Origin of the sequence: Accumulibacter sp. (assembly GCF_016789985.1) — a bacterium.
Lineage (GTDB): Bacteria > Pseudomonadota > Gammaproteobacteria > Burkholderiales > Rhodocyclaceae > Accumulibacter.
This window is the reverse complement of sequence record NZ_JAEUOL010000197.1, coordinates 1-8,707: the sequence shown is the minus strand read 5'-3', so window position 1 is coordinate 8,707 and position 8,707 is coordinate 1. Positions and strand designations below refer to the sequence as shown.

Genomic DNA, 8,707 nt, shown 5'->3' with positions numbered 1-8,707 from the left:
TTGCCTCGGGAGATTGCCGCCCAGGGATACCAAGGCGGCCTGAGCCCATTGCGCTCCTTCCTGCGCGGGCTCAGGCCGACCCTGCCGCCCGAGCCGGTTGTCCGCTTCGAGACCGCCCCCGGCGAGCCAATGCAGGTCGATTGGGTCGAGTTCCGCAAAGGCAGCCAACCCCTCGACGCGTTCTGCGCCACGCTGGGTTTTTGTCGGGCCAGTGACGTTGAATTCGTCAGCGACAGGAAAGCCGGCACGCTGATCGACGGCCACCAGAAAGCCTTCACCGCCCTGGGCGGTGTCCCCCGGCGCCTTCTTTACGACCACCTGAAGACCGTCGTTCTGGATCGCGACGTCGAGGGGCCGGGAGAACACCGCTTCCACGCCGGCTTTCTCGACTACGCCAAACACTGCGGCTTCGTGATCAAACTCAGTCGTCCGTATCGCGCCCGCACCCAAGGCAAGGTCGAGCGCTTCAACGGCTACCTGCGCCGCTCCTTCGACGTTCCCTGGGTGGCCCGACTCAAACCGGCGGGATTACCGCTCGATGTCGTCACCGCCAAGGTCGAAGTCCGGCATGGGCTCAAGGAGGGGGCCAATGCGCGCATCCACGGCACGACCCAACGCCAGCCCAGCGTGCAATTGATCAAGGAGCGGCCGCATCTCCAGCCCATCCCGACTGCGTGGCGAGGCGGCCTCGCGGCGGCCAGACCTCTGGTTGCAGAAGCTCAAGTCGGCGATCCAAGCAACGCGCGGCCGGTTGTCGTCAGTGCGCGCATCGCCACGCCCTTGCCCGCCCAGCATCCGCTGGCGGAGTATGAACAACTGCTGGCCCAATGGCGGACCGGACTGGCGGTGGTGCAATGAACCGGCAACACGAATGTCTGCGATTTCTGTGCGAGCCCCGCAACCTGCCTTTTATCGCCCAAGGCTACGCCGGCGCCGCCCAGACTGCGGCGGAACAGGGCACGGCTTACAGCGACTTTCTGGAATCGCTCCTGAAGACGGAAGCCGCCAGTCGGCAAGTCAGAAAGCACAGCAGGATGACCCGGCTGGCGGGCTTCCCGGCGATCAAGACCCGGGAGGACTTCGATTTCCCCTTCGCGGCCGGCGTCAAGAAGAGTCAGCTTGACGAGTTGGCCGGACTGGGCTTTGTCGAGCGCAACGAGAACGTCGTGTTGATCGGCCCCTCCGGCGTTGGCAAGACGCCTCTGGCGATTGCGCTGGGTGATCGCGCGACCCAGGCGGGCCTCAAGACCCGATTCATGACCGCCGCAGACTTGCTGATGACCCTGTCGGTCGCGCATGCGCAGAACCAGCTGAAGACGGTCATGCAGCGCGCGATCAGCGGTTACCGCCTGTTGATCATCGACGAGATTGGCTACCTGCCGATAAACCGGGAGCAGGCCAATCTGTTCTTCCAGGTGATCGCGGCGCGCTACGAGCGCGGCTCCTGGATCGTCACCAGTAATCTGCCCTTCGGGCAATGGGACGCCACCTTTGCCCAGGATGCGACGCTAACCGCCGCATTGCTGGACCGCCTGCTGCATCACGCGCGGATCGTGCCGATTGCCGGCGAGAGTTATCGATTGAAGCCCCAGCGGCAAGCGGGCATGGTTCAGGTCAGGAAAGGAGAGGCCAACGCTTGAGCGCCGCGCTGAAAGCGTCGCCATCCGGTTGGGCCTGCGGCCCGCCCTCCTGGCGCCGCTTTCAGCGCAAGGGAAGCATTTGCGGGTCTATCAGTTTTGAATGGCTGCTCGAAGGAAATCTGTATCAGTTTTGAATCGCCGTTGACATCCCGGGCCAGCGCACTGATCCGCTCGTCCCCCGCAGCCATCATCCGCGCAACAACCTTCCCTTTCAGTTCCCTCGGATAGCTCACTTCGTCCTCTTCCTCGCCCCCACCTGGTTACCCGACTTTAGATCGGGTTGACTGGACAACTATCCTGACACAGGGGGCCACGGTACCCAACCAGGTTTGGTGCTGGGACATGACCGATCTGCCGGCCACCGTGGTCGGCCGCTGGCACCACCGGTACCTGATCCGGGATCTCTTCAGCCGCAAGATCGTCGGCGCCGAGGGACACGAGACCGACGCCGCCGAGCATGCCGCCCATCTGGTGCGCCGCACCGCGCTGGCCGAGGGCATCGCGGCCCGCGCGACCAAGCCGGTGCTCCACGGCGACAACGGCGCCACGTTCAAGGCCACGATGGTGCTGGCGAGGCTCCACTGGCTGGGCGTCAAGCCCGCGTACTCGCGGCCGCGGGTGTCCGACGACAAGGCCGAGGCCTGGTTCCGCACTGCCAAGTACCGGCCGGAGTTTCCCGCCCAGGGTTTCGCGGACCTGGATGCGACCCGTCATGCGCTCTACCAGACCGCCCGCGAGGCCAACCCGGCCCGCTGCTCCGGACAGACCGGCAACTGCTCCCCCAGTCATGCCGTGACGCTCAATCAGGAACGGGACAGCGTCATCGCGGCGGCCACCGCCAGCACGACAAACATGCGTTTGGCGGTATGAGTTCAGGCGACAACTATCTTGATGTTTGATGCGCACCGCTCCACGAGCGCGCGTGCCGGGTGGCCAGGATTGCGTGCTCCTCACCGGCATGGCGTTGATCAGGCGCCACGCAGCGGGTGCCGCCATCTGGCGAGCGTCAGGTGATGGCGTGTTCGGGGGCGAGGTGCAGTTCGGCGGCGAAGCCCTGGTCGACTTCGGGCAGCAGCAGGGCGCCGCCATGCGCGCGCGCGATGAGATCGGTCAGCATCAGGCCGAGCCCGGTCTGGCCCTCGTAGGTCTGGGTCGTCAGGGCGCTCTGCAGGCGAGCGCGCCGTTCATGGTTGAGCCCGGGACCATCATCGACCACCCGCAGCACGTTGGCGCGCGGTGTCGACAAGTGGACGCGGGTGGCTCCGTGGCGCAGCGCGTTGTCGAACAGGTTGAGCAGTGCGGCGGCGAGCAGGTCGGCGTCGGCGGTCACCACCAGTCCGTCGGCCATCTCGCAGGCGAGTCCTTCGATTGGCAGGCGGGCGACCAGCGCCGCGAGGTCGAGCGGTTGCGGCCGTGTCTCGGAGGCGCTGCGAAAGAGCGTCAGCAACGCCGTCACGACGCGCTGCAGGCGACCGGCGGCGGTGCGTACGCGCTGCAGGCGTGGCTGAAGTTGCGGCGGGCACTCGCGCAGGGCGACGGCGAGCTGTGCGTCGATGCCGGCCAGCGGCGTGCGCAGGGCGTGTGCCGCATGCGCCGTGAAGGCGCGTTCCTGTGCCAGGCGGTGCGCGAGCCGTTCGGTCAGTCCATCGATGGCGGCATGCACGGGTTGCAGTTCGGTCCGCTCGGCGCTTCCCAGCGTCGCGCTGGCGTTGACCGGATCGTGCGTCGCGAGGCGTTGTGCCAGCCGCTCCAGGGGCTGCAGTTCATGGCGCGCGCGGGCGCGCAGCCACAGGTGGGCGAGCAGGGCGATGGCAAGGGTTGCCATGCTCGCGCTGAACGCGACGTCGAGTTGCGCTTCGCGTCGTTCCTCGTGACTTTGTGCGACGTAGAGCATCCGGCTGTCATTGGCCAGGGGCAGACCGAAGACGCGCCAGCCGGGAACGTCTGCGAAGCCGCTCGACGGCGTGTCGCGCAGCGCGCTTGCCGGCGCCAGCGGTGCGCTGAGCACGACCCGTGCTTGGCCGTGCGGAGCGTACTGCACCACTTGCCAGGCGAAGCGACCGCTGGGCGCCGGCGAGTGTGCGATAGGGCCAGGGGTTTGGCCTCCCGTTTCCTGATTGGCGCCGGCCTGGTTCGTCAGTGGCCCGCTCAGGACGCCGGCCGATGCCTGCAGGGTGTCGTCGAGCAGTTCGTCGACCTCCTGCCGTACGGCCAGCCAGACCGCCGCCGAGACCGCCACGCCCCAGAGGATCGACCAGACCACCAGGGCGCGGGTCAGTCGCTTGCGAATCGACGGCAGACGGCGCTTCATGCGGATTCACCGATGCGATAGCCCAAGCCGCGCAGGGTTTCCACGATGGCCCGCCCGAGCTTCCGCCGCAGGCCGGCAACATGCACCTCGACGGCGTTGCTGGCCCATTCCGCATCGAAACCGAGGACCAGCCGTTCGAGATCCTGTTTCGGGACGATGCGTCCGGCGCGCAGGATCAGGGCTTCGAGGATTGCCCACTCACGGCCGGTCAGTTCAACCCGCGCTCCCGCCAGATGCACGCTGCGCGCTGCCAGGTCGACCTCGACCTGTCCGTAGCGCCGGCGCGCTCCGCCCATGCCGGCGGCGCGCCGGCAGATCGCACGCAGCCGCGCCGCCAGTTCCTCGGGAGCGAAGGGCTTGACCAGGTAATCATCGGCGCCACTGTCAAGGCCGCGGACACGGTCGCTGAGCAGGTCGCGTGCGGTCAGCATCAATGCCGGCGTCAGGTCGCCGGTGGCACGTCGCGCCGACAGCCAGTCGAGGCCCGAGCCGTCCGGTAACTGCCAGTCGACCAGCAGTGCGTCGTAGGGTTCACCGCGGTAGGAGGCTACTTCCCGCAGGCTGCGGCACCAGTCCACGCGGTGCCCGTCGGCGCTCAGATAGTCACGTAGCCCTTCGCCGAGAATTTCGTCGTCTTCGATCAGCAGCAGTCGCATGGTTTTCCTGACCTATCCTTGATGCCGAAAGGCGAGCCATTGTACCGAAGGGCGAGCGGCCCTGCCGCCGGGTCTGGCGCCGCGCTCCGGGCGGACCCACAGAGCTGGCTTAAGGACGGCTTCAGACTGTCGGTGCAGCATGCACGGATGACCATCAGACCGTTTCTTTCCAGGGCACCGTCGGCCGGCACTGCGGCATTCTGTCGTGAACGTTTCCTCATTTCTGCGACGGTCGAGCAGTTGTTGCTGGTGGCGAGTGTGTTCTGGATGCTGACCGCCAATCGGGCGTTCTTCGGGGCGGCGCTCAAGGACCGTGCCTTGTCGGATCTGACGACCTGGGGTTTCGCTATCGCCCTGGGCGTATTCTTGGTGGCGGCGCATTTCTTTCTGCTGGCGCTGCTTGCCAACCGCTGGACGGTCAAACCGCTACTTGCCCTGCTCATCGTGAGCACCGCCGTGGCCTCGCATTTCATGAAGGCTTATGGCGTGTACCTCGACCCTTCGATGCTGCGCAATGTCATCCGGACCGACGTTGCCGAGGCGCGCGAGCTTTTCTCCTGGACGCTGCTGACGCAACTGCTGCTCTATGCGGTGTTGCCCCTGACCCTGCTCTGGCGAACGCAGATCGTTTGCCGGCCGAAACTGCGCGCCGTGGGTTTCCGGCTGGCAGTTCTGCTGCTCGCTGCGGTCGTCGCGGGTGGCGCTCTGCTGGCCGTATTCAAGCCCTTCTCGTCACTGATGCGCAACCACAGGGAAGTGCGTTACCTGGTGACCCCGGCCAACTACCTGTGGTCGTTGAGCAGCGTGACGATGGCCGACGCGCGCGGTGCGGCGGCAGCACGCCGGCCCATCGGGCTGGACGCCGTGCCGGGTCCCACCTGGGCCGAGCGCAGCAAGCCGCTGGTCGTCGTCCTGGTTATCGGCGAAACGGCGCGCGCGGCCAACTGGAATCTCAATGGCTACGCGCGGCAGACGACGCCGGAACTTGCCGGTTTGCGGTTGATCAACTTCACCAGCGTCACGAGTTGCGGCACGAACACCGAAGTGTCGCTACCGTGCATGTTGGCGCCGGTCGGCCGGCGCGATTACGACGAGGCGCGCATCACTGGCAGCGAATCCCTTCTGCATGTGCTGGTGCGTGCCGGCGTGGCTGTCCTCTGGCGCGACAACCAGTCTGGCTGCAAAGGCGTGTGCGAAGGTCTACCCAGCGAATCCGTCGCCTCGCTCAATCCGCCGGGGCTTTGCTCTGGTGGGCGTTGCCTTGACGCAGGCTTGTTGCATGGTCTCGACGAGCGGCTGGGCAGAGCCAGTGGGGTGCAACTGCTGGTGCTGCACCAGCTTGGCAATCATGGCCCTTCGTACTTCCGCCGTCATCCGCCAGCCTTTGCCCGGTTCCAGCCGGAGTGCGAAAACGACGACCTCGGCCAATGCTCGATCGAGCAGATCGTCAACGCCTACGATAACGCACTGCTGTACACCGACCATGTCCTGGCCAGTCTGATTGCCAAGCTGCAGGCGCAGGCCGACAGGGTCGATTCGGCAGTGATCTACGTTTCCGATCATGGCGAATCACTTGGCGAGAACAACCTTTTCCTGCACGGGATTCCATACTCGATTGCCCCCGATGTCCAGAAGCAGGTGCCGATGCTGATGTGGTTCTCCGAGGGTCTGCGCCGGTTCGACCGGCTGGATGCCGACTGCCTGCAGCAGCGGGCCGCCAGGCCGGCCAGCCATGATCACCTGTTCCATACGCTGCTCGGTCTGCTCGACGTGCGCACCGCCCTTTACGAAAAGGACTGGGATCTGGTGCACGCTTGTCGCGGCATCGAGCGGGCAGGGCTGTGATCAGCCCGGGCCGCCGGTTGTGCCGCACTCTGCCCATACCCCCCATACCCCCCATACCCCGTGCAGGCCGCAAGTCGCGGCGGCGATCCCGCAATCAGACGGTGGCGAACATCGCCGCCACCTGCTGCTGGCCGAGTTCGAAGTAGCGCTTCTGGGCGCTGCTGTCCTTAAGTGAAATGGTCATGCTTTCGAGGTCCTTGGGTCGCAGGACGTGCAGCGGCTTGGCAAAATAGCGTTTGCCGTCGATCTCGGCACTCTGCCTGCCCATCGCTTTCAGCATCGCGTTGATCAGGGTTGCCTGGGCAAAGATGCGGGTATTGGGCAGCGTCAGTTGCAGGTCGCTGACCAGCAGGTGAGTGTCGATGCTGTTGAACGGCAGAATGAACGAGGTTGACTTGTAGAGCTTGTCGAGTTCCCGGTGATAGTCGTAGTCGGTGAAGTCGACGGCAATGATCTCGTCCACCTCGTCATCCTCGAACAGGGTACGCAGCGGCGTGTTGTCCAGATAACCTCCCTCGATGTAGTAATCGTCGTCGATCGTGATCGCCTTGAAATAGGGGATGGTGGTGATGCCGGCCAGGAAGGCGTCCATGAACGCGTCAAGACTCGCGTCGTTGATCGTTGAAAGGATCTCGTTGACCTTGAAGAAGCAAGCCCGCCGCTGGCTCAGATTGGTCGCGCGGATATCCCAGCGCATGCCATCGAGATGTTCGGCGAGCAAGGCACGGCGCTTCGGCTCATCGAGCAGCAGCGACTTGCGGCAACTTGCCTTGTCCACGCTGAACAGATGCGTGCCGGCGGGCAGTAATGGCGGGCGCAAACCGAGAAAGTTGGAGAAGATGTGAAAGATGTCGCTGACGTTGAGCCTGACCGTGCGCGACAACACCGGTGGCAATTCCTCGCTGTCCCAGTCCCACAGCAGGTAGTCGATGACGATGTTGTTGCCCGAACTGGTCGAGGCGATGTGTACCACCGGCACATCGTTCTTCCTCAGCCAGACCAGGACGCCTGCGCTGTAGAAACTGCGATAGCCGCCGCCCGAGGCGACGAATCCATATCTGGTCATCTGCTGCTCCCTCCTCGTGACTGGTCGAGTTGCCATGGTGTGCCAGTCTGACACATTTCTGCCGAACGGAAAGGTGGGCCGGCGCGGCGGGTCGGCAGCGTTCGACAATCGCGCCGGGCTGCGGACCGGGCATCGCGCTTCGGCGTACTTCTGCTACCTTTGGCCTTTTGTTGCGACGGGAGAGGAAAGATGAACGAACTGCAGATGCTGGCCGATTTTCGCGCAAAGTTTCGGGTCGAGGAACTGCTGGTGGTCAGGAACGAGGCCTGGTCCTGGTCGGTGCGGCCGGCCCAGGTGACGCTCGGCGCAGGAATCCTGTCGCTGAATCGTCATGCCGCCCGTTTTTCCGAGGTAACCCCCACAGAAATGGCCCGGTTGGCGGAGTTGGTGGCGAAACTGGAGAAGGCGATGCACTCTGCCTTCGACTACCAGGCGATCAACTATCTGATGCTGATGATGATCGATAATCATCATCGACATCCAGACAGTTCCGGCGAGATTCTAAATATCGCCTAACTACCAGTAAATGCAATGGTTTAGCGTCCGACACGAACTTGTTTCATCCATTGCCATCCTAGAAATTAGCGGGTATCGTAGCGGGTATCAAAACACTGATACCCGCTACCGTGCCGCTCACCGACGCAAAAATCCGCAACACCAAACCCGGCGAGAAGCCCATCCGGCTTAACGATGGGGGCTGGCTGTATCTGGAAATTCGTCCGTCGGGAACCAAGCTGTGGCGGTTTCGTTATCGCATTGCGGGTAAGGAAAACATCTACGCCATCGGCGAATACCCGCAGGTAAGCCTCGCCGATGCGCGTAGCGCACGCGAGGAAGCGCGCGAGTTGGTCAAGCAGGGTATCCATCCGGCCCACCATCGCAAGGCACAGGACCTCATCACTGTTCGGGACAACGCGAACACCTTCGAGGCGGTCACGCGGGAATGGATCGGGCAGAAAAAACCAGGCTGGACCGCTTACTACCTGCGACAGGTGGAGCGCTTCATGGAATCCGACGTATTTCCCCACATCGGCGCGTTACCTGTTCGCTCGGTGACAGCGGCTCACCTGCTGGAAATCATAAAGAGGGTCCTGATTAGCAATGATCGTCAGCCGGGCGCGCTGGGTGAGCCCGGCGAGGCTTATCCTGCACTCTGTCACCACAGGGAGCACCGCCATGGCCATGAATC

At 64.2% G+C, this 8,707-nt stretch carries 9 protein-coding genes; 6 read left to right on the top strand and 3 right to left on the bottom strand.

Annotated features, from left to right (window positions below; all coding sequences use genetic code 11):
* The 3 genes from istA to JNK99_RS11665 all read left to right on the top strand — a co-directional run.
* Positions 1 to 858 (top strand): IS21 family transposase (gene istA, locus JNK99_RS11675; protein ID WP_291853161.1); only part of this gene is annotated, 858 nt, incomplete at its 5' end.
* Positions 855 to 1,640, top strand: a complete 786-nt coding sequence (gene istB, locus JNK99_RS11670) for an IS21-like element helper ATPase IstB (protein ID WP_291853158.1) — start codon at positions 855 to 857, stop codon at positions 1,638 to 1,640. The genes istA and istB, both read left to right, overlap by 4 nt.
* Positions 1,641 to 1,982: 342 nt before the next feature.
* Positions 1,983 to 2,510: a hypothetical protein gene (locus JNK99_RS11665; RefSeq protein ID WP_291853155.1), complete on the top strand. Its 528-nt coding sequence runs from the start codon at positions 1,983 to 1,985 to the stop codon at positions 2,508 to 2,510.
* A 136-nt stretch (positions 2,511 to 2,646) separates the two neighbouring features.
* Here JNK99_RS11665 and JNK99_RS11660 read toward each other — a convergent pair whose 3' ends face one another.
* Together JNK99_RS11660 and JNK99_RS11655 are read right to left on the bottom strand one after the other, a co-directional pair.
* Positions 2,647 to 3,951: an ATP-binding protein gene (locus JNK99_RS11660; protein ID WP_291853152.1), complete on the bottom strand. Its 1,305-nt coding sequence runs from the start codon at positions 3,949 to 3,951 to the stop codon at positions 2,647 to 2,649.
* Positions 3,948 to 4,607: a response regulator transcription factor gene (locus tag JNK99_RS11655; RefSeq protein WP_291853149.1), complete on the bottom strand. Its 660-nt coding sequence runs from the start codon at positions 4,605 to 4,607 to the stop codon at positions 3,948 to 3,950. Before JNK99_RS11655 ends, JNK99_RS11660 begins: the two co-directional genes overlap by 4 nt.
* Positions 4,608 to 4,754: 147 nt before the next feature.
* On the opposite strand from JNK99_RS11655, the gene JNK99_RS11650 reads away from it, so the two are divergent.
* Positions 4,755 to 6,452, top strand: coding sequence for a phosphoethanolamine--lipid A transferase (locus tag JNK99_RS11650; RefSeq protein ID WP_291853146.1), 1,698 nt, complete (start codon positions 4,755 to 4,757; stop codon positions 6,450 to 6,452).
* A 94-nt stretch (positions 6,453 to 6,546) separates the two neighbouring features.
* On the opposite strand, the gene JNK99_RS11645 is transcribed toward JNK99_RS11650, so the two are convergent.
* Positions 6,547 to 7,518, bottom strand: a complete 972-nt coding sequence (locus JNK99_RS11645) for a patatin-like phospholipase family protein (RefSeq protein WP_291853143.1) — start codon at positions 7,516 to 7,518, stop codon at positions 6,547 to 6,549.
* 189 nt (positions 7,519 to 7,707) lie between these two features.
* Here JNK99_RS11645 and JNK99_RS11640 point away from each other — a divergent pair, with 189 nt between their 5' ends.
* Positions 7,708 to 8,034: a hypothetical protein gene (locus JNK99_RS11640; protein WP_291853140.1), complete on the top strand. Its 327-nt coding sequence runs from the start codon at positions 7,708 to 7,710 to the stop codon at positions 8,032 to 8,034.
* A gap of 110 nt (positions 8,035 to 8,144) precedes the next feature.
* A partial coding sequence (locus JNK99_RS11635) for an Arm DNA-binding domain-containing protein (protein ID WP_291853137.1) occupies positions 8,145 to 8,707 on the top strand: 563 nt, incomplete at its 3' end.